Origin of the sequence: Paenochrobactrum sp. BZR 201-1, assembly GCF_044987585.2 — a bacterium.
Classification (GTDB): Bacteria; Pseudomonadota; Alphaproteobacteria; order Rhizobiales; family Rhizobiaceae; genus Paenochrobactrum; species Paenochrobactrum pullorum.
This window is the reverse complement of record NZ_JBJDRZ020000017.1, coordinates 67,273-91,670: the sequence shown is the minus strand read 5'-3', so window position 1 is coordinate 91,670 and position 24,398 is coordinate 67,273. Positions and strand designations below refer to the sequence as shown.

The following is a 24,398-nucleotide window of genomic DNA, read 5'->3' as shown; positions in this document are numbered from 1 at the left end:
GATTTATCGCTTTTACTCTGATCTGGGCTCTACTACTCTGAAATGAGTTTAACGCGGTCTCCTGCTGATACAGTTGCACCGATTGGCAGCGCATTGATGAGGCGGAAGAGATCAAGTTTTTTGTCTGTGCCATACATGCGCTCGGACAGACTGGCGACAGTTTCTCCTGCTTTGACTGTGACCACACGGATGCGCAGTGGCTTCAATGCGTCTTTCTGGGCGGCTGTGAGCATTTTGAAGGACTGGGTGATGCTTTGTGAGGCAGGCATTAAAGCATTGCTGCCACGCGGCGCTGCGGTCAGGAAACGATAGACCTTGTCGCCTGCTCCAATCACCACAATATCAAACTCCCAGCGATCCGCACTGGCACGCGCGGTTGCGGCCGGCAAACCATTGATGGTGATCGGGCGGATGGTTTTTTCATCCAATCCTGTCACCCATCCAGAAGAAATATAATCGGTGAGCGACATGCCGGATGGCAAATTGGCGCCATCAAAACGGATCGCTACTTCACCCGGACCACTCGCCATGACGGCGGTAGCCGAATTGTCGATGCTGAAACCGGCTGGTGCTGTGAAGGTCAGGCCGAGTTTCGGGTGGATAAAGACCCGTTCGCGCACATAGCCTTCGCTTGGGGTGTCGCCATAAAGCAGGCCGTCAATGCCGTTGAGGAATGAATCGCGGTCGGTGGTGCCGACACCTGGTGCACCAACGCGCCGCGCATGTCCCATTGCAAGCTCAATACGTTGCGGGGTTGCCGGATGGCTGGCCAGAAAGTCGAGGCTGGCATCGGTCGCACCGGAAATGGAGCGGAAGCTTGAATAGGCTTCCATGGATTGCAGGAAGCGTGGAGAAGCAAACGGATCATAGCCTGCTTCACCGATCATGCGGATGCCGATCGAATCTGCCTGCAATTCCTGATTGCGCGAGAATTGCGCAAGTTTCAGCTTGCCGCGAATGAGGGCTTCACGTCCTGCTGCTTCATTATGCAACACTTCGGTGGCGACACGGCTGGCAATCGCAGTTTCGGCTTCTTTTTCCTGACGCAAAATACCATGATTGGCGGTGACATGTCCCATTTCATGGGCAATGACGGCTGCGACTTCGGAGGAGTCGTTGGCAAGAGCCAACAGGCCGCGTGTCACGTATAAAAATCCACCCGGCAATGCGAAGGCATTGATATTCGGACTATCAAGAATTGTGATGCGGTAGGTCTGATCGGGCTTATCGGAAACAGTGGTTAGTTTACCGACGATTTTAGCGACCATACGTTCTAACCTGGCATCTTTATATTCACCACCATAGGTGGCCAGAATACGCGGATGCTGCTGTGCACCAAGTTGTGCCAAACGGTCATTACGGGTCACATTGGCAACAGTTACCGGATTGTCAGACGGGCGCAGACTATCAGAATCACTGAAATCAAGTGTCTGGCAGGCACTCAAAAAAGACAGACCTGCCAACCCTAAAACGGACACATACCGTCGCAGACCGCGCTTATGCATCGCAGCCGGAACATGACTAATTAGTGTGAGGCTCAATTTCGCATCATTGGATGAAGTCGAGCGGAGAGGGCGGAGAGGTTTTATCTTAATCCTCGCTTTGATTCCGGATCTGTTCTTATTATCTTTAGCCAAAAAAACGAATAGTCTTTTTTGCTTCTGCTAGCTTGTGACGAAAACGCTTCTGGCTGACTTAAGTTGCATGAATAATGTTTTTTCTATGTCGACTTCATAGAGTTCGGCAGCTTTGATGCGAATAATTTGTTGCCAATTTAATTATTTAAAGTGCCGGTGTCCAGTGGAGCTGCGGTTCAACTATCGTTAATAATTTGTCAGATTCGATTATGTGATCACTACTTAACGCGGTCAGGTCAATTGGTTGCCCATATAATGCTGCAAAGCTTGCGGACCCAAGCTTGAAAGGAGGTGCTCCGCTTCGCCCGTCGCACTGATTTGGCCCGCTTCAACGAAGACCAGCCATGTTTTTAAACGCAATGCATCTTCCGGCGTATGGGTGACCATCAAAATGTTCATGGCATTTTCTTGTTGCAGTTCATCAATCAGATCAAGCATTTGATGGCGCAGTGCTGGCCCCAAAGAGGCAAAGGCTTCATCAAGCAATAAAACCGGTTTTTGCCGCACCAAAGCACGGGCAATGGCGACACGCTGACGTTCACCGCCTGATAATGCTTCTGGTTTGCGATGTTCTTTGCCGCTCAAACCAACGCGGGCAATCGCGTCTTTGATTGCTTGATGATCGGCTTGGACAAGTTTCAAATTACCGGAGCGGCCAAGGCCGACATTTTGCGTCACATCCAGATGGGCAAAGAGATTATTATCCTGAAACACCATTGAAACAGGACGCTCGGACGGTAGCAGATCACTCATATCCTGACCATTAATGATCACTTTGCCGCTCAGTGGTGTTTCAAAGCCGGCAATGATGTTGAGCAAAGTTGATTTGCCCGAACCGCTGGGGCCGATGATGGATGTAATGCGGTTTGCAGGCAGCTTTGTGTCAAAGCGCATCTGCATTTCACCATAGTTAAAGTGCACATCATCAATGATAATCGACATTAATCGGCTTTCTGATAGGGGCGGGCTTTGGCGGCGCGGTCGGCAATCATCATCAACAACAGACATAAGCTACCTAAGATAAGAGCAAGTCCCGCCGCATCAAGTGTTCGATAACTGCCCATCCGCTGTAGCAGCAAATAGGGCAGAGTGGTGAGCGCATCACTGCCAAAAAGTGCAATTGTGCCCAGATCACCCAAAGATAAGGCAAAGGCAAAAGCAAAGGCAATGATGGCAGGCTGGCGCATCACCGGCCAGTCGATCAGGCGCAAACGGCTGATGCCGGAAATACCAAGCTGCGCGCATAATCGGTTATGACCGGCGGCTGCATTGTCCCATGCGGGGCGAATGAAGCGTACGGCAAAAGGCATAGCCATAGCTGCATTAACAATGATGACCATTGCAGCAGCAAAGGAAAACGGATTGCCGAAATTACGCAGTAGAATAAACCAGCCTGCACCTAAAATAATTGGTGGCACGACCAATATTAAACTTGAACCTGTTTCCAGTGCGCTTTGATAAAAGCGTGTGGTGGCAGGCGGTTTGCTATTGCGTGATAGGCTGGCGCTATATTCACGTGCAATCACCAAGGCGAAAGAGAGAAAAACCGACAGGCAGGCGGAAGAAGCGCCAAGCCAGAGACTGGTGAAGATTGCATTCCAAACCGCAGCTTCGCTTAACAGGCGTGAAAAATCCGCCATGAATGATGATGCCACAATGCCGATCACAGGGCTGGCAATAAACAAAAATCCGGTCAGAATGACTGTGTAGTTGAAGAAGCGTTCTGTTTTTTTCACATTGTCATAGCGCTTAGTGGTTATTTTCAGCGAAAAGCCTTCCTCGCTTGGGCGACCAAAAAAGCGCAAAATGACGAGCACGGTGAGTGTCAAAATAAGCTGCATCAACGTGAGCGCTACAGCACGGGTCAGATCAAAATCGAAATGCAGTGCCTGATAGATTGCCACTTCCAAGGTGGTGGCACGAGGGCCCCCGCCAAGGGTCAAAACGGTGGTGAAAGACGTAATGCACAGCATGAAAATCAAACCGGCAATACCGGAAAGGTTGCGCCGGATCACCGGCCATTCGATCAGCCGGAACCTTGAAAAGTTACCCATGCCCAATTGCGCCGATAGTTTCCAATAATCGGCAGGAATGGTTTCAAGATTGGCCAGAATAAGCCGTACCGCCAGCGGCATATTGAAAAACACATGTGCCAGCAAAATGCCGGTGAGGCCGTAAATATTGGGCACAAAAGAACTGCCACTTAAATCTGCCAGATAAGCAATGAAGCCATTGCGTCCATAAATGGCGGTAATGCCTAAAATGGCAACCAGTGAAGGCAGCACCAAGGGCAGGGCAAAGAGCCGCAAAATTAATGCGCGCCCATAAAAATTTTCTGATGCATGTAATGCGCGCGCCAAGGGAATAGCGACAGCCACCGATAACAGGCTGGAAAGCAGTGCTTGCAACAGAGTGAAGCGGGTGATGCGCCAGACATAGGCATCAAAAACCGAGAAGAGCGAACCTTCGCCAAAGGCTTGCCATCCAAGCGAAAAGAGTGCGCCGCCTGCGAGCAAGCACAAAAAGGCGAGAGCCAAACTCCCGCCTAATGGTTTTATGATTGATGCTGAATATGCACGCACGCACTCTATTCCGGTTTTACTTGCTGGAAGCGTTTAGCCATTCGTCGATCCATTCCTTACGGTTGGCGGCGACATCTTCAGACGAAATCTGCAAAGTTTTAACAGGCTTCACCAAAGCATCAAAGGCCGGATCAAGCGGCTTGGAGGTTTTGGCGACCGGAAACATCCAATTGGTTTCCGGAATGGCGTCCTGAAAGCCCGGCTCGAGCATGAAAGCCAAAAACTGTTTGGCGAGCGGGTTTTTCTCGCCCCTACTGGTCATGCCAGCCACTTCAACCTGCAGATAATGGCCTTCTTCAAAACCAAGAGCCTGATAGCGGTCGGTTTTGTCGGCAATCACATGATAGGCAGGCGAGGTGGTATAAGAAAGCACCATTGGTGCTTCACCTTTGGTGAACAGGCCGTAAGCTTCCGACCAGCCCGGTGTGACGGTGAGAATGCGTTTTTGCAACTGCTCCCATTTGGCGGCTGCTTCATCGCCGTAAACAGCTTTCATCCATAACAACATACCAAGGCCAGGTGTCGAGGTGCGCGGATCTTGCAGCACGATTTTTTGTGATGCATCGCCTTCAACCAGCTCTTTCAGGCTTTTGGGCGGATTTTCCATCTTTTCGCTGTCATAAACGACGGCGAAATAGCTGTAATCATAGGGGACGAAAACATCATCCTTAAAACCGCCCGGCACATTGATAGAGGTGAGATCAATGCCGCTAGGGGCAAAGAGGCCGGATTTATGGGCATCGGCAATGAGGTTATTGTCGAGGCCGAGCACGATGTCGGCTCCGGTTTTAGTACCCTCCAGCTTCAGGCGGTTGAGTAACGCCACACCATCAGCAGCTGCCACAAATTTAACTTCGCAATGGCAAATTGCTTCAAAGTTTTCTTTGACAATCGGCCCCGGCCCCCATTTGGCGGTGAAGCTGTCATAGGTATAGACAGTGAGGGTATCTTTTGCCTGTGCCGCATGCGCTACGCTCAGCATGATGACAGCAGACGAGGCGAGTAAAGACAACAGCCGCATTATGCGTCTCCTTAAGGTATCAGGTTCAAAAGGATTATGCGTCGGACATTGACAGCATCTAATCCCTCCGCCGGTACAAACCGGATCAGGTTCAGCGGGTTGGCCGATTGATTGCGGCCTCTCAGCCTGATGAAAACAGCAGGCACCCCGTTAGAGCAGCTTTATCTTAAGCATTTCGACGACTTATCGCAAGCCATCCCTAAAGGAGCTTTTCGGGGCGTGATGCGCATGTTATGAGCGATTTCATGAGCACATTTGTCATTCTTCTCGGCGGCGATCTGACCGTCACGGATCGTTTGCGCCGCCAAGTTGAGGGCGCACGGTTTTTAGCCGCTGATGGTGGTATGCGCCATGCGCTTCGTTTGGGTGTGGTTCCAGAATTATGGCTTGGGGATTTTGACTCAACCGATCCGGATTTGCTGGAGGTTTTTGCCGAAGTGCCGCGGCAAACCTTTCCGGTTACCAAAGACATGACCGATGGCGAATTGGCGCTTAATAAAGCTTATCAATTGGGCGCAACGCGGGTGATTCTATGTGGTGCATTCGGTGGTGATCGTGCCGATCACACGCTTTTGCATCTGACTATGGCAACAAGATACGCGCTTGAAGGGCGTCAGATTTTGTTATCCAGTGGTTTTGAAGAAGCATATCCGCTGGTGCCGGGCAATTATCGATATGACCTGCCTGAGGCTTCCGTTTTCAGTATTTTAAGCTTTTCACAGCTCGAAGGGCTGACGATTGAACAAGCAGAATGGCCTTTGGATAAAATTACTTTGCCTTTAGGTTCGTCTTTGACAGTTTCTAATGTTGTTCATGGAACTCTTCATGTTTCTTTGCGTTTAGGCCATGCGGTACTTATCGCAAGACCGTTATGAAAAGGCTTGACGAACAACGCCTAATATAATGTAAGCTAATGATAGCAGGACTACCTGCAAGCGCCGAATTGGGGACGCAAGGTCGGTGGTTTTCAACATTCAAAGGGAGATTTCTTCCATGAAATCACGTCTTACTATGATCGCAGTCGCAGGATTGCTCGCATTCTCAACAGCAGCTTGCACAACCAATGAACAGCGTACGGCTGGTTATGGCGTTGGTGGTGCAGCTCTTGGTGCGTTGGCAGGTGGCGCAATTGGCGGTAATGGCCGCGGTGCGCTGACAGGTGCTGCTATTGGCGCAGTTGCCGGTACATTGGTTGGTGCATCCACAACCCGCAATGGTGTGCAATATTGTAAATACCGCGACCCATATGGCCGCGTTTATGAAGCTCCTTGCCAATAATAATAGAACCATTGAGGTTCATTTATTTGCAAGCTTGGCTTGAAAATATGAGAAACAGGTCGGATTTTCCGGCCTGTTTTTTTGTGTGCTGACAAGACGTCATTTGACACAAAGCTCTTTCTCGACGACAAGCAGTGCAATTGACCTTTGATTTAAAAAATACACCTGAACGAGAAGTAATCATTATCCATGGCACCACCACCACTTCTTCGCCTTGACCAGATTAAACTGACTTTTGGCGGAACACCGCTGCTTGAAGATGCTGGCTTGTCGGTCAGTGAAGGTGAGCGCATTGCGCTGGTCGGGCGCAATGGATCGGGTAAATCCACACTTTTGAAAATCGCCGCCGGCATGGTTGAGCCTACCAGTGGCGAAGTTTACAAACATCCGGGCGCAACTGTGCGTTATTTGGCGCAGTCTCCCGATATGGATGGCTTTGCCAATGTGCGCGCTTATGTGGAAGCAGGCTTGGGGCCGACCGATGATCCGCATCGTGTCACCTATCTGCTGGAACATCTGGGGCTGACAGGTGAAGAAACGCCGCAGCAATTATCGGGTGGTGAAGCACGTCGTGCAGCTTTGGCGCGGGTGATTGCGCCGCAGCCTGATGTGTTGCTTTTGGATGAGCCGACCAACCATCTTGACCTCAATACGATTGAATGGCTGGAAGATGAGCTGCGCCAGATCCGTTCGGCGATTGTGCTGATTTCCCATGACCGTCGTTTCTTGGAAAATGTCAGCCGCTCGACCATTTGGCTTGATCGTGGTGTCACACGCCGCATCGAACAAGGCTTTGCCCATTTTGAAGAATGGCGCGATAAAGTCTTGGAAGAAGAAGAGCGCGACCTGCATAAGCTTGGCCGCCAGATTGTGCGTGAAGAACATTGGCTGCGCTATGGTGTGACGGCACGGCGTAAACGCAATATGCGTCGCCTTGGCGAATTGCATTCCATGCGCGCGGAGTTTCGCAATCATCGCAAAGCGCAGGGCACGGCTGTGTTGGCGGCAAGTGACAGCAAAGAATCCGGCAAATTGGTGATTGAAGCCAAAGGCCTAAATAAAGCCTATGGCGAACGTGTGTTGGTGAAAGATTTCTCCACCCGCGTGCAGCGTGGTGATCGTATCGGTCTGGTGGGGCCAAACGGTGCCGGCAAAACTACATTGCTTTCGATGCTGACCGGCCAATTGGCGCCCGATTCAGGCACATTGCGCTTGGGCGTTAATCTGGAAATGGCAGAGCTTGATCAAAAGCGTGAAAGCCTCAATCTCGATGATACATTGGCGCATTATCTTACCGATGGTCGTGGCGAGAGCCTGATCGTCAATGGTGAGCAGCGCCATGTGGTTTCATATATGAAAGACTTCTTGTTCCAGCCGGAGCAGGCACGCACACCTATCCGTGAATTATCCGGTGGCGAACGCGCACGTTTGATGCTGGCACGGGTTTTGTCGCGCCCTGCCAATTTGCTTATTCTTGATGAGCCGACCAACGATCTGGACATGGAAACGCTTGATCTGTTGCAGGAACTGGTTTCAGCCTTCAACGGCACTGTTATTCTGGTCAGCCACGATCGTGATTTTCTCGATCGCACCGTTTCATCGGTGATTGCGCCGGAAGGCGACGGGCGCTGGTTGGAATATGCCGGTGGCTATGCCGATATGATGGCGCAGCGCAAAGAGCTGGCGCTTGCCAAACGTCAGGTGGCAAAGGCTGCATCTGCGGCTGCGAGTGGTGATGGGGCAGCTGCTCAGGCACCAAAGCGCGATGAAAAGCGCAAGCTTTCTTATAAGCAGAAATTTGCGCTCGAAACGCTGCCCGGCAAGATTGACGCTTTGTCCAAAGAGATTGAGGTGCTGGAAGCCAAAATGGCTGATCCGCAGCTTTATGCAAAAAACCCTGATCTTTTTGCCAAGGTTGCAGCCGAACTGGAAAAAAAGCGCAGCGAAAGCGATGCTTTTGAAGAGGAATGGCTTGAACTGGAAATGCTGCGCGAAGAGATTGAAGGCTAACCTAAAGCTTTGAAATAATGATATTAAAAAAGCCGCTCTTATAAGCGGCCTTTTTATTGCGTGTTACTGCTCGCCTGATTGTTTGCGTCTGCGGCGCGCCAGCATATTGAGTGCTTCCACCAAGGCGGAGAAGCCCATTGCGGCATAGATATAGCCTTTCGGCACATGATAGCCGAAGCCATCGGCAATCAATGTCATACCGATCATCAGCAAGAAGCCCAGCGCCAGCATGACGATTGTCGGATTGGCGGCAATGAATTTTGATAGCGGGTCTGCCGCCAGCATCATCACGGTGACCGCGGCCAGAACTGCAATTACCATAATAGCAATTTCATCGGTCATACCGACAGCGGTGATGATGGAATCAACCGAAAACACCAGATCAAGCAGCAGGATCTGTACGATTGCTGCACCCATTGTCATGGTGACAGCACCTGAGACTGCGGCGTCTTTTTGTCCGTCGGGATCAACCGTGTGGTGAATTTCTTTGGTTGCTTTCCAAACAAGGAACAAGCCACCAGCCACCAGAATAATGTCGCGCCATGAAAAGCCGTTACCGAATATTTCAAAGACTGGCTCGGTCATTTGAACAATAATGGAAATGGTGAACAGCAAGAGCAGGCGTAAAATCAGCGCAGCTGAAATGCCGATGCGCCGCGCTTTGGATTGCAATTCTTGCGGTAGTTTATTGGTGAGAATGGAAATAAAAATAAGATTGTCGATACCGAGTACGACCTCCATGACAACCAATGTAATCAGTGCAGCCCAGCCTGCCGGACTGGACAAGAAGGATAAATGTTCCGCAATAAATTCCATATAGGTGCTTTCTCCGGTTTCCGGAGCAATCTTTGCGGAAAAAAACGGACTCCCGTCATCAACTGCGTCGGAAAGAAAAATAATTCAGATGCAGAAAAACTGTCTGGCGGATGATATCGCACCAGACAGTAACCCCAAACACAAAAATTAGGATGGTATTTAAAAATTACAAGCGGCTTTAAGCCCAAAAAGACGGGATTGTTTGCTGTAAATGCGCACCGATACGTAATGGTTCGATTTTTTCGGCCAAACCGGTACGGTCGGAAATTTCAATGCCGACGCCGCAAATGGTGGCAGGGCCCGAAGCCACTTCAAAACGTCCCTTTGGTACCTTGGAAAGAAACCGATTGAGCGGTTCTTCCTTGTCCATACCAAGGGATGAATCATAGTCCCCGCACATGCCCGCATCGGACATATAGGCGGTGCCGTTACGCAGGATTTGATAATCAGCAGTTGGCACATGGGTATGGGTGCCGACAACAGCGCTGGCGCGACCATCAACAAAATGGCCGAAACATTGTTTTTCGCTGGTGGCTTCGGCGTGGAAATCAAAAAACACCACATCGGCTTGTTCGCCAAGCGGGCAAGCTTCGAGAATTTTTTCTGCGGCTAAAAACGGATCATCCAGATCAGGGTGCATGAAGACGCGCCCCATAATATTGGAGACCAGCACGCGCGCCCCGTTCTTGGCCATATAAACGCCGGAGCCGTGACCGGCCGTGCCTTTAGGAAAATTGGCAGGGCGCAGGAATTGTTGTTCACGGCGTGAAAATTCTAATGCCTCGCGTTGATCCCAGACGTGGTTACCTGTAGTTACCACATCCGCACCGGCGCGGATCGTATCATTGAAGATTTCTTCTGTTATGCCGAAACCGCCAGCAGCATTTTCGCCGTTGACGATAACGAAATCCAATTTCAGGTCGGAAACCAGTTCCGGCAGCTTTTGATAAACTGCCGTGCGTCCTGTCCGACCCACCATGTCACCCAAAAATAGCAATCTCATAAGATGTCTTTAATAACGGGTTTGAAAAAAACGCAAGCCATTCTCGGTCACGATTTTTTCAAGCGGCACATCATGTGGCTCATCGGGCACGGATTCCAGTTCCTGACAGGCAAAAGCCAGACCGATCAGTTGCGGAAAATGATCGCTCTTATGAAGATTTGCGATATAGCGGTCATAATAGCCAGCGCCATAGCCAATCCGGTGGCCGTGTTTGTCGAAACCGGCAAGCGGCATCAGCATCATATCGGGGCGTATCGTTGGTGCATTTTCATCCGGTGCCATCGTGCCGAAGCCGCAAGGGACAAGCGCTTGTTCTTCTTGCCATAGCCGGAAGCAAATATTGCTTTTATCAAGAATGACGGGCAGACAAATGAGCGCGCCTTGCTGACGTAAATTTTTCAGAAGAGGGCGCGGATCGATCTCGGAACGGATCGGCCAGAAGCCGGAAATCACTTGCCCGCTTTTGATGTTTAAATCAGCGGCATAATTTTCAGAAATTTTTTGTGCTGCTTTTTCTCTGAAATCCGGCGTGAGTGCATCGCGTTTGGCGAGGCTCAAATTGCGCAAAACTTGTTTTTCAGTGAGAGAGCTTGGCACACTATACATCCGTTGACAGATGGAAACGGCAGAAAAAATAAGTGGCGACCGCGACGACCGATGGAAGTGTTTGATCCCGGGTGCCTACAAAGTAGGTGGGTGCCATATGCGAAAGCCCACGAGCCTTCACAGGGACAGCTCCCTAAGAGATCAGTAAGGCCCCGGGGATGCTGTTACCCCTGTCGCGAAGCGCAGTACGCCAATACAGAATATAATCTTTTTGGCTTTAAATTACCAGTGCCTGATACACTTAAATATTTAATTTTATTGATGATCTGAATGGGTAGGGATTAAGTCATTCGATTAGGCTTCATGAGCCAGGGCGCGGGGCAATCCGGCTGGCCAATTGCTCGATCCGTTGCGCCATGTCGTTAAGAACATGAGTGAGTGTCGCATCATTGCGATTGGCTTGCGAAGATACTTCTTCCAGCGCTTTGACGCGCTTTTGCATCTCGTTCAACTCGTCCATCACCATGATGCCGGCCATGACGGTGAGGCGCACATCGCCAATTTCGCCAAATGAAGATTTCAAATGGCCGACATATTGATCAAAACGCTCAGCCAGTCCGGTCAGGTGTTGTTCCTGTCCTTCGTCGCAGGCCATGCGGTATAATTTGCCATCAATCGTAACAGTAACGGTTGCCATAATGCTCTCCCTTAGCGATCCAACACAGCGCGAATGGTTTCCATCGCTGTGACCAGCCGGCGGGATACTTCACGATTAGCGGTTTCAAGACGCTCGGCGCGTGCTTCGGAGTTGTCCAGTTCCTGTGCCAACCTGCTGCGGTCGGCATTCATACGCTGCACCTCTTCCTCAGCTTCGGCAAAATCCCCTTCTTTATCAAGACGGAGATCAACAGCCTGCTCCAGCCCGTTCAGCGCCTTTTCAAGTCGCTCCAAAGCCTGTGTAAGGGTGGTTTCTCGCGTCATTATCAACCTTTCCAGTATATGCTCCGAACGATCAGAAAGATATTTAAGAACATTGAGCAAACATATTAACCACTGAATGCCGGTGGCAATACGGTTAAACATTAAGAGGAACGGCTGATTATTTTTTAATATCCATCCGTCCAATCGTTCAAAATCAACAATGAGCTGGCTAAACGATAAAAAAATCGGTTCGAATCGCGCCTGCAATTGCGATTTATTTGTCTGACTGTAATAATCAGCGGGCTGATAAGCAACAAATCACGGCAATAAGGCGGCATTCATACACTGGAATCAGCGGTAAATTGATGCAGAGACTATCAAAAAACCATAGTTTTAGCCTCTCATCCACCGTTCAATCGATTAGGTGATACCGGTTTATCGTTTGAAAGTGTATCGTTTTATTGACTCCCAAGGTGCAGGTGCTATGTGTCCGATGCCTTCAAATTTCGCCACAAGCGCTGAACGTTTCATGGAAAGACAGCAGAGACCATGACCAATTCCGACAAACAAAACCAGTTGGCCAACGCAATCCGCTTCCTCTCAATGGATGCAGTGGAAAAAGCAAATTCCGGCCATCCAGGCTTGCCAATGGGTGCCGCTGATATTGCCACCACCCTTTACACCCGTTTTTTATCACATGACCCGCAGAACCCGCATTGGCCGGATCGTGACCGTTTCGTGCTTTCCGCCGGTCACGGCTCAATGCTGCTTTATTCGGTTTTGTATCTCTCTGGTTATGAAGATATCAGCATCGACGAGATCAAGAAATTCCGTCAGATTGGTGCCCGCACTGCCGGTCATCCGGAATATGGTTATGCCGCTGGTATAGAAACCACGACCGGCCCGTTGGGTCAGGGCATTGCCAATGGTGTTGGTATGGCGCTTTCCGAGCGTATTCTGAACGCTCAATTTGGTGACAGTATTGTTGATCACTACACCTATGTGCTGGTTGGGGACGGCTGCCTGATGGAAGGTATCAGCCAGGAAGCTATCGCTTTGGCGGGCCATCTTGAGCTCAGCAAACTGATCGTTTTCTGGGATGACAACAACATCACCATCGACGGCGCTGTTTCGCTCTCCGATAAAACTGATCAGGTTGCCCGTTTTCAGGCATCAGGCTGGAACACAATTTCTGTCGACGGTCATGATCAGGATGCGATTGCCAAAGCGATCGAACAGGCTAAAACATCGCCAAAGCCAACCTTCATCGCTTGTAAGACCGTGATTGGTTTTGGTTCACCAAACAAAGCCGGTACCAACAAGGTTCATGGCTCACCTTTGGGCGCAGAAGAAATTGCTGCAACCCGCAAAGCATTGGGCTGGACTGCTGAACCATTTACCGTTCCGGCAGAAGTTTTGGATGCCTGGCGTTTGGCAGGTCTCAATGCTGCCAAAAAGCGTTTGGAATGGGAAAAGCGTTTCGCGGCTCTTGATGCCGATAAACGCGCCGAATTCGAGCGCCGTCAGCGCGGTGAATTGCCGATTGGTTTTGATCAGGCCATCATCGATTACAAGAAGAAGCTCTCCGTCGACAAGCCAAAGGTTGCCACCCGTAAATCTTCGGAAATGGCGCTGGAAGTCATCAACGGTATCGTGCCTGAAACCATCGGCGGCTCTGCCGACCTCACTGGTTCCAACAATACCAAAACCAGCCAGACCAATGCTGTAACCCCTGAAAACTATGATGGCCGTTTCGTCCATTACGGTATTCGTGAACACGGCATGGCTGCTGCGATGAACGGTATGGCGCTGCATGGCGGCCTCATTCCTTACTCCGGCACCTTCATGTGTTTCTCGGATTATTGCCGTCCGGCCATGCGTTTGTCCTCGCTGATGGGCATTCGCGTTATCTATGTCATGACCCATGACTCGATCGGTCTTGGCGAAGATGGCCCAACCCACCAGCCGGTTGAACATCTGGCAGTGCTGCGCGCTATTCCGAACCATCTGGTATTCCGTCCGGCCGATGCTGTGGAAGCCGCAGAATGCTGGCAGTTGGCGCTTGAATCCCAGAAAACACCTTCGACATTGGCTCTGACCCGTCAGAACTTGCCGACCGTGCGCACCACCCACACCGATGAAAACTTAAGCGGTTATGGCGCTTACGAATTGGCCGGCACTGATCAGGATGCTCAGGTCACTCTGTTTGCAACCGGTTCGGAAGTTGAAATTGCAATGAAAGCCAAAGCGATGCTGGATGAGAAAAACATCCCTGCACGCGTTGTATCGGTTCCTTGCTTCGAACTGTTTGAACAGCAAAGCGACTCCTACAAGGCATCGGTTCTGGGCAATGCCCCGGTTAAGATTGCTATTGAAGCAGCTCTGTCACTTGGCTGGGAACGCTTCATTGGTGAAAACGGTGTCTTTATCGGCATGAAGGGCTTTGGTGCTTCTGCTCCGATTGAAGACCTTTACAAGCATTTTGGCATTACTGCTGAAGCCGCTGTGGAAGCCGCTGAAGCCAAGCTGAAAACCGCTGCATAAAACAGCGAAGTGATTGATTGCGGGGTGGTTTTCAAACAACCCCGCAAGACACGCAGATTTTTAATCAACCCACCCGGAAGATGAGAGATAAAATGGCAGTTCGCGTCGCAATTAATGGTTTTGGTCGTATTGGCCGTAATGTCCTTCGTGCCATCGTTGAATCAGGCCGCACCGACATTCAGGTCGTTGCGATCAATGATTTGGGCCCAGTTGAAACCAATGCGCATTTGTTGCGCTATGACAGTGTTCATGGCCGTTTTCCGGCTAAAGTCACTGTTGATGGTGATACAATTGATGTGGGCTATGGTCCGATCAAAGTTCATGCGGTTCGCAACCCTGCCGAACTGCCTTGGAAAGAAGAAGGCGTTGATATCGCGCTGGAATGCACCGGCATTTTCGCAACACGCGATAAAGCCGCAGCGCATCTGGAAGCCGGCGCCAAGCGCGTTATCGTTTCCGCACCAGCCGACAATGCCGATCTGACTGTTGTTTATGGCGTGAACCATGACAAGCTGACCAAAGATCATCTGGTTGTTTCCAACGCTTCCTGCACCACCAACTGCTTGTCGCCAGTGGCACAGGTTCTGGATGCAACTGTTGGTATTGACCACGGCTTCATGACCACCATTCACTCCTATACCGGTGATCAGCCAACCCTCGACACCATGCACAAAGACCTCTACCGTGCACGTGCGGCAGCTTTATCGATGATCCCGACCTCAACCGGTGCAGCTAAAGCCGTTGGTCTGGTTCTGCCGGAGCTGAAAGGCAAGCTGGACGGTGTTGCAATCCGTGTACCAACCCCAAACGTATCTGTCGTTGATCTGACTTTCGTTGCCAAGCGTGCAACCACTGTTGAAGAAATCAACAATGCAATCCGTGAAGCTGCCAATGGCCGTCTGAAAGGCATTTTGGGCTACACTGATGAACCGTTGGTATCAACCGACTTCAATCATGATCCGCATTCATCCGTATTCCACATGGACCAGACCAAAGTGATCGATGGCACCATGGTGCGCATCCTGACCTGGTACGACAACGAATGGGGCTTCTCCAACCGTATGAGCGACACTGCTGTTGCGATGGCTAAGTTCCTCTAAGATAAAATCAACGCCCCTTTTGAATGAAAGGGGCGTTTTTCATTAGTTTTAAAGACAGAGAGAAAACCGATGACTTTCCGCACTCTCGACAATGTTGATGTTCAGTCCAAACGGGTTCTGGTACGCGTTGACCTCAACGTGCCTGTTGCCGACGGTCAGGTCAGCGATGCCACCCGCATCGAGCGCATTTTGCCAACCATTCAGGAACTGCATAAAAAAGGTGCCAAAACCATTTTGCTGGCGCATTTCGGTCGTCCGAAAGGTGAGGCAGTTGCAGAATTTTCACTGAAAGTTGTGGTTAGCGCATTGCATAAAGCACTGGGCTTGAAAGTCGCTTTTGCGGAAGATTGCATTGGTGAAAAGGCAAGCAATGCTGTTAACGCCATGAATGACGGTGATGTTTTGCTGCTTGAAAACACCCGTTTTCACAAAGGCGAAGAAAAGAACGATGTGGAATTTGCCAAGGCGCTTGCCGCAAATGGCGATATCTATATCAATGATGCTTTTTCAGCAGCGCACCGCGCCCATGCATCCACCGAAGGTTTGGCGCATATCCTGCCGAGTTTTGCCGGTCGCGCTATGCAGGGCGAATTGGAAGCACTGGAAAAAGGTCTCGGCGCACCGGTGCGTCCGGTTGTGGCCATTGTTGGCGGAGCAAAAGTTTCCACCAAGCTTGATTTGCTTTCCAACCTGATTGAAAAGGTAGATGCACTGGTGATCGGTGGTGGTATGGCCAACACATTCCTTGCCGCTCTTGGCCACGATGTTGGCAAATCTTTGTGCGAGCATGATCTGGCCGATACAGCGCGCGCCATTATGGCAAAGGCTGAAACAAGCAAATGCGCGATTGTGCTACCGGTTGATGCAGTCGTCGCATGGCATTTTGCAGCCGATGCGCCGCATCAGACCTATGGCGTGGATGCGATTCCTTCAGACGGTATGATGCTGGATGTGGGCGCGCAGTCGGTTGAGCGTATTGCGTCCGTTATTGATGATGCCTCTACCCTGATCTGGAATGGTCCGCTCGGTGCGTTTGAATTGCATCCGTTTGATGCTGCAACTGTTGCGATTGCCTGCCATGTGGCAGAGCGCTCCCGTCAGGGCAAGTTGGTATCCGTTGGTGGCGGCGGTGATACTGTTGCAGCCTTGAACCATGCCAAGGTTGCCGATGATTTCACTTATATCTCCACTGCAGGCGGTGCTTTTCTTGAATGGATGGAAGGCAAACCTTTGCCGGGTGTGGATGCACTGAAAGCATAGTCAGTTTTCAGACAAGTTTAGAAGACAGACCCCGCCGGATTTTTCGGTGGGGTTTTTTTATTTTATGCTCGCTTTACAATCCGAATGGAATTAGCCTGTGGATCAAATCTGTTGCAGTTTAACGATTATTAAAAAAACTTGTTCAAACTAAATCGATTGAAATTATTTCAATCGTTTCAAATAGTTGGCGGGCATTTGTTTTATCTGCCAGTTCTGCTATCGGCAAACCAAGCTAACTTTTACAGGAGTTTTTGGGTATGACCGAACGTCTTGAAGATATTGCAATTGCCATGGTGGCAAGTGGTAAGGGCATTCTTGCGGCCGACGAAAGCTCCGGCACAATCAAGAAGCGCTTCGATTCCATCAATGTAACATCAACGGAAGATGCACGCCGCGATTACCGCGAAATGCTGTTCCGCGCTGATGATGCGATGAAGAACCATATCTCCGGCGTTATCCTTTATGACGAAACCCTGCGTCAGAAAGCTAAAGACGGCACACCATTGGTCGATATCATGCGTAATGCAGGCAGCATTCCTGGTATTAAAGTGGATATGGGTGCCAAACCATTGGCAGGTTTTGAAGGTGAAACCATCACCGAAGGTCTGGATGGTCTACGCGAACGTTTGACCGAATATTATGCACTGGGTGCACGGTTTGCCAAATGGCGTGCTGTTATCTCGATTTCTTCTGCGCTGCCAACCTATGGCGCGATCAAGCAGAACGCACAAGCTTTGGCTCGCTATGCAGCGCTTTGTCAGGAAGCTGGCATTGTTCCAATCGTAGAGCCTGAAATTCTGATGGACGGCGTTCCAGGTGATCATTCCATCGACCGCAACTATGAAGTGACCGATGCAGTTCTCAAATCTGTTTTCAATGAACTCTATGATGCACGTGTGAAGCTCGAAGGTATGATCCTCAAGCCAAACATGGTCATTGATGGTAAAAATGCCCGTAAGGCATCAGTTGCTGAAATCGCAGAAAAGACTGTTCGTTGCCTGAAGGCGAACGTTCCGGCAGCCGTTCCGGGTATTGCATTCCTCTCCGGCGGTCAGTCGGATGTTGAAGCAACCGCAAACCTCAATGCGATGAATGCAGGCTTTGATATGCCTTGGAACCTGACCTTCTCTTATGGCCGTGCATTGCAGGCTGCAGCTCTGAAAGCTTGGGGCGGTCAGGCTGAAAATGTTGCTGCTGGTCAGAAGGCCTTTGCACATCGTGCCCGCATGAATGGCCTGGCTGCTGAAGGTAAGTGGAGCGAAGCTCTCGAAAATGCCGGCTGATAAGCCTGAATTAAAAAAACCCCGCTTCAAGCGGGGTTTTTTTGTATCTTTTTTTGAAATGAAGTGACGTGAGGCATTAAAAAAGCCGGAACATTTAAAATGTTCCGGCTTTTTAAAAAATCAATTAAATTTCTTCTTCTTCATCATCTGATGCAGAGCCTTTGAGTGAAGAAAGCTTAGCGAATACTTTTTCAGCATCCAGCTCTTCTTCTTCAGCAGCTCCACCATGATATTGTGCATTTTCAGTGGCAGTTGCCGGCATCAATGTCGGATCAATCGCTGCATCAGCCGGACGGTTGCGGGCTGCACGATCAACTTCAATATCCAGATCAATTTGGGAGCAGAGGCCGAGTGTAACCGGATCCATTGGTGTCAGGTTGGCTGAGTTCCAGTGGGTGCGGTTGCGAATCTGTTCGATGGTGGATTTCGTGGTGCCGAGAAGGCGGGAAATCTGCGCATCTTTTAGTTCAGGATGATTGCGAACCAGCCAAAGAATGGAGTTCGGGCGATCCTGACGCTTTGACAAAGGTGTATAGCGGGCACCTTTGCGCTTTGGCTCAGGTACACGTACTTTAGGTTCCGACAATTTCAGACGGTGGTTGATATCTTTTTCACCGAGTGCAATTTCTTCGCGCGATAGCTGGCCAGTGATGACTGGATCCAGACCTTTGATGCCCTGCGAAGCCTCGCCATCTGCAATGGCTTTGACTTCAAGCGGGTGCAAACGACAGAAGTTTGCTATCTGGTCAAAAGACAGCGCTGTATTGTCGACAAGCCAGACGGCCGTTGCTTTTGGCATAAGAAGCTGGGTGGCCATTAGATATAATCCTCTTGTTCGTCCGCTCCGGTAGCGCGGGACGTGGGCAAAAACCACAATTTCCGGGAAATTCAAATCCTATATATATGTTTATTTGCAAGTCGGCAAGAAAACCCTGCATCAAGTGACATTGTTTATCTTCAACTTTGGTGATGAGATACGGCAGTTTTTCATTCAAATCCAAGAAAGCGGGCTTATTTTGACGAAAAACTGCCGTGTTTATCAAAAAATTTTCAAAACGATTTTGCCAATATGGTTACCGTCTTCCATACGCTTATGGGCAAGATGAGCATCTGCAAGTGTAAAACTTTGATCCATAACCGGTGCGACTTGACGCTTTTCAAGCAGTGGCCAGACTTGGGTTTTTAGTGCCGCGGCAATGCCTGCTTTAAATTCCACCGAGCGCGCGCGCAAAGTAGAGCCGGTATGGGTCAGGCGTTTGGTCATTAACCGAGCAAAATTGGCGGTGGATTTGGCACCATTGAGAAAGGCGATTTGCACAATGCGGCCGTCCATAGCGGCAGCCTGATAATTGCGGTCGACATAATCGCCACCAACCATATCGAGAATCACATCCGCACCTTTGCTCTTGGTAGCGATTTTGACGGCCTCGACAAAATCTTGCGTTTTGTAATTGATGGCAATGTCTGCGCCAAGTCTCATGCAGGCTTCGCATTTGTCATCTGATCCCGCCGTGGCAATAACGAAAGCGTCGAAAGCTTTGGCTAATTGAATGGCGGTGGTGCCGATGCCGGAGGTGCCGCCATGCACCAAAAAGACTTCGCCGCTCTTTAAATTGCCGCGTTCAAACACATTGTGCCAGACGGTGAAAAAAGTTTCGGGAATGCAGGCGGCTTGTTCAAAACTGAAACCTTGCGGCACCGGCAAAGCATTGCTTTCATGCACCACCGCATATTCAGCATAACCGCCACCAGCAAGAAGCGCGCAGACTTTATCGCCGATTTTATAGCGGCTAGTTTGTGCACCCACCGCGACCACGTCACCGGCAATTTCAAGGCCGGGAATGTCAGATGCACCTTCAGGCGGGGCGTATTGGCCAAGACGTTGTAACACGTCAGGACGATTAACGCCGGCCGCATGCACGTGTACCAGAATTTCGCCCTCTTTCGGCTCAGGAATGTCGCGGGTTATCAGGCTCAAAACATCAGGGCTACCTGCTTCTTTAATTTCAATTGCCTGCATTTTCGAAGGGTATGACGGATGCATTTTGATCTCCTGATTGCTTTAAAATAACCGGGGCAATTTTAGGGGTGCTAAATCGGCTTATTGAGGTATGATAAGTATTTGTGTGCTGGCTTTTAAGGGGTCGTGAAAGACAGCTACAGCCTGTTGGGTGACGGATATTGACTTGGAGGAGTATACCATGTCCGGCTTTCTGGAAGAAACCATCGAGCTTCATCATAGATACAGTATCGGCGATGATCTCTCGGAGCTATCTGTTTCGGATATTGAGCAACTGATCGAGCAGCTTCATCAGGAAATTGACCGCCTGCGGGAGGAACACGGCCTACGGGGCAGCAGCCGCGAACAAGCGGAAGCATTGTTTCGTTATTAATCCAATCAATGTGAATCAGAATAAAAATAAATGCGCATCTCGCAGTAAATAAATATTTTTGACTGGCAAAATCACCATAATTGATGGTGATTTTGCCATAACTTCAAATCAAATAACGACTGAAAATTAGGAATATTCTTTTGCGCATTTATGTTCAGGTTTTGGCTCTGTTATTTGGTACAGCTTTTTTGCTGATGGGTTCGGGATTGCACGGGCTTTTGTTGCCGCTTCGTGGTGGTGCTGAAGGGTTTTCGGTGACATCGCTGGGGCTGCTTGGAACTACATGGGCGGGCGGTTTTGTGGCTGGCTGTTTATTCGCGCCACGTTTGGTGCGCCGTGTCGGCCATGTGCGCGCCTTTGGTACTTTTGCAGCGTCGGCTGCGATCATCGCGCTTTTATCCGGCATTTATGTTGATGTTACAACATGGATAGCTTTGCGCACATTTACGGGTTTTTCGATGGCAGGCGCTTTCATGGTGATCGAAAGCTGGCTGAATGAACGCGCCAGCAATGAAAGCAGAGGTAAGATTTTTGGTCTTTATATGATGGTCAACTACGGGGCGACCGTGACCGGACAAATGTTGGTTTCTGCCGGTGATATCCGCTCCGATCATCTCTTTATGTTTGCCGGTATTTTCTTTTGTCTGTCGCTCATTCCGATTGCGATTTCCACTGCCAGCAGCCCTAAACCGCTAACTGAAGTGCAGCTTGATCTCAAAGCCTTGTTCCGCAATTCACCGGCGGCTTTTGTCGGTTGTATTTTGGTGGGCATCGCCAATGGGGCATGGGGCACATTGGGCGCGGTTTATGGTGCAAAATCCGGTATCACCAATGTACAGATTGCCTTGATGGTGTCGGCAACCATTGCCGCCGGCGCATTGATGCAGATCCCCGTCGGGCGCATTTCAGATTTGATTGACCGGCGCTATGTGTTGGCCGGAACGGCAACCCTTGCCGCAATGGTAGGTTTGCTGACATTTTTGTTGAGCCCGCACAGCAGTTCAATGATTATTATTTCTGCGGCTTGTTATGGCGCACTGGCCTATACGCTTTATCCGGTGGCGGTGGCTCATGCCAATGATCATGCGACATCGGAAAATTTTGTCAAAATATCCAGTGGTTTATTGTTGCTCTATGGTTTTGGTACCATGCTGGGGCCCTTGCTTGCGGCAACGGCGATGGATTATTTATGGCCCTCCGCACTCTTTGCCATCACTGCCGTATCGCATATTTCTATTGCGGTTTATGTGTTGTTTCGCTCACGTGTGCGCAAATCTGTGCCACGTCAGGAAAAAGATCAGTTCTCGACTATTTCACCGGAACGCAGTGCAACACCTGAAGCTTTTAAGCTTGATCCGCGTGCAGAAGCAGAGTGAGATTTTGAGGGCAGGTTGTTGATTGTAACGATCACAACCTGCCCCAACCGAACCGGAGACAAACCGACCGGTTCCGTATGCAACCCTGTTAAATCTGACAGGAAAATGACAGTGATAGTTTCAGCATACCAGCTGTCAATTTTGACAGGTTGCAAAGAAAAAAATTTTAAAAAGGAAGAAGTGCTAATCTGGCTGCACGCTTTGTGCGAAAAGTGATCTTTTACCACCGATCACAAAGCGTCCAGCCTGTTAGCCGTGAACATCAGACTTGCTTATATGGATCAGTCATTGCTGATCCTGGTCTGTTAAATGTCCCGCGTCTGATTCAATATTTAGTGTTGTGTGACTTGTTGTTTAATTTTTTCAATCTGCTCTTTAAGCAGTAGTTTTTTTCGTTTCAGGTCGGTTAAGAGAAGATTATCGATAGCCGGTGATGCCATCGCAGTGGAAATTTCCTGTTCGAGAGTACCGTGCTTCTTTTCCAGCGTGGCAAGATGGGACTCGATAGCCATCATCAATTCTCCTTGGTTGTTTCCTTCAAGTGTCTTGAGCTGCGTTTCAAGCAGCTTTTATGACAAGACAATGACAGTGTGACATGAATGAGGCGGTCTGTCGAATTGATAGTAGTAGCATTTTCTAACTGCAATATTTGTGCTAAAGGCATGGCGCAAACCATCAAACAGCTTTTAAGCGTCCAAAATCGATTTTTGAACGAAACGCTGTTGCATATCAACGCATTGTAAAATGGGGCACTGTATGTCCGATCAAAATCAAGCCGAAATCAGACTGGCACTGGCACGGCTGAAACAAGACCATGAAGATTTTGATGTCGCAATTAATGCTATGATAGCAACCGGAAGTGACATGTTGCGCATCCAGCGAATGAAAAAGAAAAAACTTGCCATTAAAGATAAACAGCATGAACTGGAAAGTCAGATCATTCCTGACATTATCGCTTAAAAAACCTCTTGTCCTGAGACCCGTGTTCTGACCGTTTCAAACGGCAAGGGCACTTTTTTATTTTATAGGGAAAACCAATGACCTCTGCTCCGCGTTTCGATGTTGCCGTCATCATGGGAAGTCAGTCCGATTGGGAAACAATGCGCCATGCCGCAGAAACTCTGGCAGCGCTTGGCATTGGTTTCGATGCGCGCATCATCTCGGCACATCGCACCCCAGAGCGGATGATGGAATTCGCCAAAGGCGCGAAAACCGAAGGTTTTAAAGTGATTATTGCCGGTGCCGGTGGTGCAGCGCATCTGCCGGGTATGACCGCTTCACTCACACCGCTACCGGTGTTTGGTGTACCGGTTCAGTCCAAAGCGCTGTCGGGTCAGGATTCATTGCTTTCCATCGTGCAGATGCCGGCCGGTATTCCTGTCGGCACTATGGCGATCGGTCGCGCTGGTGCTGTCAATGCCGCATTGCTGGCAGCAGCCGTGCTTGCACTGCATGATGAAGAATTGGCAACCCGTCTTGATGCATGGCGTGAAAACCAGAGCGCAAGTGTTGCTACACGTCCAAGCGATGAGGCATAAAATGTTGAAAGCAGGATCAACAATCGGCATCATCGGCGGTGGCCAGCTTGGCCGCATGTTGGCGATTGCCGCAGCGCGTTTAAGCTTCCGCACCATCATTCTGGAGCCACAGGCTGATTGTCCGGCTTCGCAAACCGCCAATCGTCAGATCGTTGCAGCCTATGATGACAAGGCAGCACTGGCTGAGTTGGTGGAGGCTTGTGATGTTATCACCTATGAATTTGAAAATGTCTCCATCGAGGCAGTGCAGGAACTGGCTGAAAAAATCGGCGTTTATCCGCCACCTGCCGCTTTGGAAATTTCGCAGGATCGTTTTACTGAAAAGCAGTTCTTGAATGAATCCGGCATTGCCACCGCTCCTTGGCGCTTGGTCGATGATGCCGAGATGCTGGTTTCAGCTTTGGCTGCTCTTGGCGGTCAAGGTATCTTAAAAACCCGTCGTTTTGGTTATGACGGCAAGGGGCAGGTGCGCTTGACACCTGAAAACAGCAATAGTGCCGACAAAGTCGATGCAGCACTTAACGAAATCGCCCATGCACCGGCGATTCTCGAAGGACTGATGAGCTTTGAGCGCGAGATTTCGGTGATTGCCGCGCGTGGCCGTAATGGCGAAGTGGCGCTTTTTGATATTGCTGAAAATGTGCACAAAAACGGCATTTTGGATACCTCCACTGTTCCGGCCAATATCAGTGCTAAGACAGCATATGAGGCTCAAATTGCTGCCGAAAAACTGCTGCATGCGCTGGATTATGTCGGTGTGCTGGGCTTGGAATTTTTCGTGATGCCTGACGGCACATTGGTGGCTAATGAATTTGCGCCGCGTGTGCATAATTCCGGCCATTGGACTGAAGCTGCCAACCCTGTTTCACAGTTTGAGCAGCATATTCGTGCCGTTGCCGGATTGCCGCTTGGAGACAGCACTCGCCACTCCGATTGCCGGATGGTCAATCTGATTGGTGATGATGTTTTGCAGGTGGAAGCGATTCTTACCGAGCCTCATGCGATGCTGCATTTATATGGAAAAGCAGAGGCGCGTGCAGGCCGAAAAATGGGCCATGTGACCTATGTCAGCCCTAAGAAAGGCTGATTT

Annotated in this window: 24 protein-coding genes, 1 other RNA gene and 1 riboswitch; of the genes, 12 read left to right on the top strand and 13 right to left on the bottom strand. The window is 49.9% G+C overall.

Annotation, left to right across the window (positions count from 1 at the left end):
- Positions 1 to 32: 32 nt before the first annotated feature.
- From cdlP to thiB, 4 genes are all read right to left on the bottom strand, one after another.
- A complete protein-coding gene (gene cdlP, locus ACI0FR_RS10900; protein WP_404907520.1) occupies positions 33 to 1,505 on the bottom strand; it encodes a cell division protease CdlP in 1,473 nt (490 codons plus the stop codon).
- Positions 1,506 to 1,868: 363 nt separating this feature from the next.
- The gene (locus ACI0FR_RS10895) at positions 1,869 to 2,579 is read right to left on the bottom strand and encodes a thiamine ABC transporter ATP-binding protein (RefSeq protein ID WP_404907446.1); all 711 of its coding nucleotides are present in this window, start codon (positions 2,577 to 2,579) and stop codon (positions 1,869 to 1,871) included.
- Positions 2,579 to 4,219 carry a thiamine/thiamine pyrophosphate ABC transporter permease gene (gene thiP / locus ACI0FR_RS10890; protein WP_404907444.1) on the bottom strand — a complete coding sequence of 547 codons (1,641 nt, stop codon included), beginning with the start codon at positions 4,217 to 4,219 and terminating at the stop codon, positions 2,579 to 2,581. The genes ACI0FR_RS10895 and thiP overlap by 1 nt, the downstream gene beginning before the upstream one ends.
- Positions 4,220 to 4,235: 16 nt before the next feature.
- Positions 4,236 to 5,240 (bottom strand): thiamine ABC transporter substrate binding subunit, encoded by a 1,005-nt coding sequence (gene thiB / locus ACI0FR_RS10885; RefSeq protein WP_404907442.1) that lies wholly within the window; start codon positions 5,238 to 5,240, stop codon positions 4,236 to 4,238.
- A gap of 45 nt (positions 5,241 to 5,285) precedes the next feature.
- Positions 5,286 to 5,400: riboswitch (TPP riboswitch) on the bottom strand.
- Between the two features lie 85 nt (positions 5,401 to 5,485).
- Here thiB and ACI0FR_RS10880 point away from each other — a divergent pair.
- The 3 genes from ACI0FR_RS10880 (at position 5,486) to ACI0FR_RS10870 (ending at position 8,528) form a co-directional block, all read left to right on the top strand.
- Positions 5,486 to 6,115: a thiamine diphosphokinase gene (locus ACI0FR_RS10880; protein ID WP_404907440.1), complete on the top strand. Its 630-nt coding sequence runs from the start codon at positions 5,486 to 5,488 to the stop codon at positions 6,113 to 6,115.
- Positions 6,116 to 6,233: 118 nt separating this feature from the next.
- Positions 6,234 to 6,518 (top strand): YMGG-like glycine zipper-containing protein, encoded by a 285-nt coding sequence (locus ACI0FR_RS10875; RefSeq protein ID WP_374832334.1) that lies wholly within the window; start codon positions 6,234 to 6,236, stop codon positions 6,516 to 6,518.
- A gap of 189 nt (positions 6,519 to 6,707) precedes the next feature.
- Positions 6,708 to 8,528 carry an ABC-F family ATP-binding cassette domain-containing protein gene (locus ACI0FR_RS10870; RefSeq protein ID WP_374832332.1) on the top strand — a complete coding sequence of 607 codons (1,821 nt, stop codon included), beginning with the start codon at positions 6,708 to 6,710 and terminating at the stop codon, positions 8,526 to 8,528.
- Positions 8,529 to 8,591: 63 nt separating this feature from the next.
- On the opposite strand, the gene ACI0FR_RS10865 is transcribed toward ACI0FR_RS10870, so the two are convergent.
- The 6 genes from ACI0FR_RS10865 to ACI0FR_RS10840 all read right to left on the bottom strand — a co-directional run bounded on the left by ACI0FR_RS10865 (position 8,592) and on the right by ACI0FR_RS10840 (position 11,874).
- Entirely contained in the window at positions 8,592 to 9,344 is a 753-nt protein-coding gene (locus ACI0FR_RS10865; RefSeq protein WP_374832330.1) for a TerC family protein, read from the bottom strand.
- 178 nt (positions 9,345 to 9,522) lie between these two features.
- The gene (locus tag ACI0FR_RS10860; RefSeq protein WP_374832328.1) at positions 9,523 to 10,347 is read right to left on the bottom strand and encodes a TIGR00282 family metallophosphoesterase; all 825 of its coding nucleotides are present in this window, start codon (positions 10,345 to 10,347) and stop codon (positions 9,523 to 9,525) included.
- A 9-nt stretch (positions 10,348 to 10,356) separates the two neighbouring features.
- Positions 10,357 to 10,944 (bottom strand): 5-formyltetrahydrofolate cyclo-ligase, encoded by a 588-nt coding sequence (locus ACI0FR_RS10855; RefSeq protein WP_404907437.1) that lies wholly within the window; start codon positions 10,942 to 10,944, stop codon positions 10,357 to 10,359.
- Between the two features lie 42 nt (positions 10,945 to 10,986).
- Positions 10,987 to 11,145: non-coding RNA, 6S RNA (gene ssrS / locus ACI0FR_RS10850), on the bottom strand.
- A gap of 109 nt (positions 11,146 to 11,254) precedes the next feature.
- Positions 11,255 to 11,590 carry a cell division protein ZapA gene (locus ACI0FR_RS10845; protein ID WP_374832324.1) on the bottom strand — a complete coding sequence of 112 codons (336 nt, stop codon included), beginning with the start codon at positions 11,588 to 11,590 and terminating at the stop codon, positions 11,255 to 11,257.
- A gap of 11 nt (positions 11,591 to 11,601) precedes the next feature.
- Entirely contained in the window at positions 11,602 to 11,874 is a 273-nt protein-coding gene (locus ACI0FR_RS10840; RefSeq protein WP_404907435.1) for a DUF4164 domain-containing protein, read from the bottom strand.
- 489 nt (positions 11,875 to 12,363) lie between these two features.
- On the opposite strand from ACI0FR_RS10840, the gene tkt reads away from it, so the two are divergent.
- From tkt to ACI0FR_RS10820, 4 genes are all read left to right on the top strand, one after another.
- Positions 12,364 to 14,358, top strand: a complete 1,995-nt coding sequence (gene tkt / locus ACI0FR_RS10835) for a transketolase (protein WP_374832320.1) — start codon at positions 12,364 to 12,366, stop codon at positions 14,356 to 14,358.
- Between the two features lie 92 nt (positions 14,359 to 14,450).
- Positions 14,451 to 15,458 carry a type I glyceraldehyde-3-phosphate dehydrogenase gene (gene gap / locus ACI0FR_RS10830; RefSeq protein WP_374832318.1) on the top strand — a complete coding sequence of 336 codons (1,008 nt, stop codon included), beginning with the start codon at positions 14,451 to 14,453 and terminating at the stop codon, positions 15,456 to 15,458.
- A gap of 69 nt (positions 15,459 to 15,527) precedes the next feature.
- The gene (locus ACI0FR_RS10825; protein ID WP_404907432.1) at positions 15,528 to 16,718 is read left to right on the top strand and encodes a phosphoglycerate kinase; all 1,191 of its coding nucleotides are present in this window, start codon (positions 15,528 to 15,530) and stop codon (positions 16,716 to 16,718) included.
- Positions 16,719 to 16,975: 257 nt separating this feature from the next.
- Positions 16,976 to 18,001: a class I fructose-bisphosphate aldolase gene (locus ACI0FR_RS10820; protein WP_404907430.1), complete on the top strand. Its 1,026-nt coding sequence runs from the start codon at positions 16,976 to 16,978 to the stop codon at positions 17,999 to 18,001.
- A gap of 124 nt (positions 18,002 to 18,125) precedes the next feature.
- On the opposite strand, the gene ACI0FR_RS10815 is transcribed toward ACI0FR_RS10820, so the two are convergent.
- The gene (locus tag ACI0FR_RS10815) at positions 18,126 to 18,818 is read right to left on the bottom strand and encodes a DUF1013 domain-containing protein (protein WP_374832312.1); all 693 of its coding nucleotides are present in this window, start codon (positions 18,816 to 18,818) and stop codon (positions 18,126 to 18,128) included.
- Between the two features lie 222 nt (positions 18,819 to 19,040).
- Complete coding sequence (locus ACI0FR_RS10810; RefSeq protein ID WP_404907428.1) at positions 19,041 to 20,045, bottom strand: NAD(P)H-quinone oxidoreductase; 1,005 nt, start codon at positions 20,043 to 20,045, stop codon at positions 19,041 to 19,043.
- Positions 20,046 to 20,202: 157 nt separating this feature from the next.
- On the opposite strand from ACI0FR_RS10810, the gene ACI0FR_RS10805 reads away from it, so the two are divergent.
- Entirely contained in the window at positions 20,203 to 20,394 is a 192-nt protein-coding gene (locus ACI0FR_RS10805) for a DUF1192 domain-containing protein (RefSeq protein ID WP_374832308.1), read from the top strand.
- Between the two features lie 140 nt (positions 20,395 to 20,534).
- Positions 20,535 to 21,770, top strand: a complete 1,236-nt coding sequence (locus ACI0FR_RS10800) for an MFS transporter (protein ID WP_404907426.1) — start codon at positions 20,535 to 20,537, stop codon at positions 21,768 to 21,770.
- A 332-nt stretch (positions 21,771 to 22,102) separates the two neighbouring features.
- Here ACI0FR_RS10800 and ACI0FR_RS10795 read toward each other — a convergent pair whose 3' ends face one another.
- Positions 22,103 to 22,285 carry a DUF465 domain-containing protein gene (locus ACI0FR_RS10795; protein WP_374832304.1) on the bottom strand — a complete coding sequence of 61 codons (183 nt, stop codon included), beginning with the start codon at positions 22,283 to 22,285 and terminating at the stop codon, positions 22,103 to 22,105.
- Positions 22,286 to 22,526: 241 nt separating this feature from the next.
- Between ACI0FR_RS10795 and ACI0FR_RS10790 the strand changes: the two genes are divergently transcribed.
- From ACI0FR_RS10790 to ACI0FR_RS10780, 3 genes are all read left to right on the top strand, one after another.
- Positions 22,527 to 22,730: a YdcH family protein gene (locus ACI0FR_RS10790; protein WP_374832302.1), complete on the top strand. Its 204-nt coding sequence runs from the start codon at positions 22,527 to 22,529 to the stop codon at positions 22,728 to 22,730.
- A gap of 77 nt (positions 22,731 to 22,807) precedes the next feature.
- Positions 22,808 to 23,308 (top strand): 5-(carboxyamino)imidazole ribonucleotide mutase, encoded by a 501-nt coding sequence (purE, locus tag ACI0FR_RS10785; RefSeq protein ID WP_404907423.1) that lies wholly within the window; start codon positions 22,808 to 22,810, stop codon positions 23,306 to 23,308.
- Entirely contained in the window at positions 23,298 to 24,395 is a 1,098-nt protein-coding gene (locus ACI0FR_RS10780) for a 5-(carboxyamino)imidazole ribonucleotide synthase (protein ID WP_404907421.1), read from the top strand. Before purE ends, ACI0FR_RS10780 begins: the two co-directional genes overlap by 11 nt.
- Positions 24,396 to 24,398 lie beyond the last annotated feature (3 nt).